Raw genomic sequence first — 1,030 nt, 5'->3', positions numbered from 1 at the left:
ATGCCGGGTTCGAGCACCCGGCCGCCGCGCCAGCCGAGCCGCTGCAGGCCGGACCACATCGACCGGACGATGAACTCCGGCGTGAAATGGGCATACTGCGTGCAGCGCGCCAGCGAGGCATAGTCCTGACGCGACACCGCGTCCTCGAGGTCGGCGCCGATCTCGTCCCAGCCGTCCCGGAAAGCGGTTTCGCCCGGACGGCGGAACACGGCATTGGCGAGGTCCGAGGCCCCGAAGCCGGTGAAGCGGACGAGCCGGGCCTGCTCCTCGGTCGTCGCCGGCCGGTCCTCGGCCTCGATTTCCGCGGCGAGCCGAATGGCGGCGAGATTGTCGCGGGCGCGCTGCTTCCGGCCCCTTGCCAGGCCGCGATCGCCTTCGAGAAAGAAGCTCTGGCCGCGAGCCGTGGCTGTATTGACTCGCCCGTGTCTGGTGAGCTGCGGGACGGGCTTTGCTTGAGGGACCGGCGCGGCCGGGGGTGAAGGCCGTTCGTCCACAGGATCCTCGGCTCCGAAATCGCTGCCGAAGGCGGTGACGCCGAGACCGAGGCCGGATGACAGCGCGGTATTGCCGAACAGGTCGAGGGTGAAGGGATCGTCATTGGACATTGGAAAGTCTCCTTGAGGGAAGGCGTCCGCGACCGACCGGCCAAGCGGACTTGGCCGGGCGATCGGCGTCGCGGGTTTGAAAAAGTCAGCGGGTGATCAGCGAGAGCGCGATTTCGGTCTCGGTGAGCTGCACATTGAGGTGCGTGGCACCCATGTTGCGGTCGAAAAGCGGGATCAGCCGCTCGGCCTCGATGAACTCGATACCGTCATCGGCCCCGAAGTGGCGGCGCTTGTAGTCCCACCAGTCGCCGTCGCCCTTGGGATGGCACTGCTCGGCATAGACGACGAGGGCGCGCGATCCTTCGGCCAGTTTGCCGTTGGACATGATGTAGACGCCCTCGTCGCCGACCAGCCACAGGCCGGGCTTCTCGCCCTCGCCGGGGCGGGTGCCGTAGTAGGGATTGCGAAAGCCGCCATTGACGGCC

1 protein-coding gene and 1 pseudogene are annotated in these 1,030 nt (G+C 67.6%); both read right to left on the bottom strand.

The features are described 5' to 3' along the window. Positions 1-605, bottom strand: a pseudogene (locus EN749_RS36285) (class I SAM-dependent methyltransferase); the annotation flags it as partial. An 85-nt stretch (positions 606-690) separates the two neighbouring features. Next, on the bottom strand, positions 691-1,030 hold a 340-nt coding region (locus EN749_RS36280), incomplete at its 5' end, for a DUF3085 domain-containing protein (protein WP_145991197.1).

The organism is Mesorhizobium sp. M7A.F.Ca.ET.027.02.1.1, assembly GCF_004022985.1.
In the GTDB taxonomy this organism is placed as follows: Bacteria; Pseudomonadota; Alphaproteobacteria; order Rhizobiales; family Rhizobiaceae; genus Mesorhizobium.
Note: the sequence above shows the minus strand (reverse complement) of the source record. Positions and strands in the feature narration are given on the sequence as shown.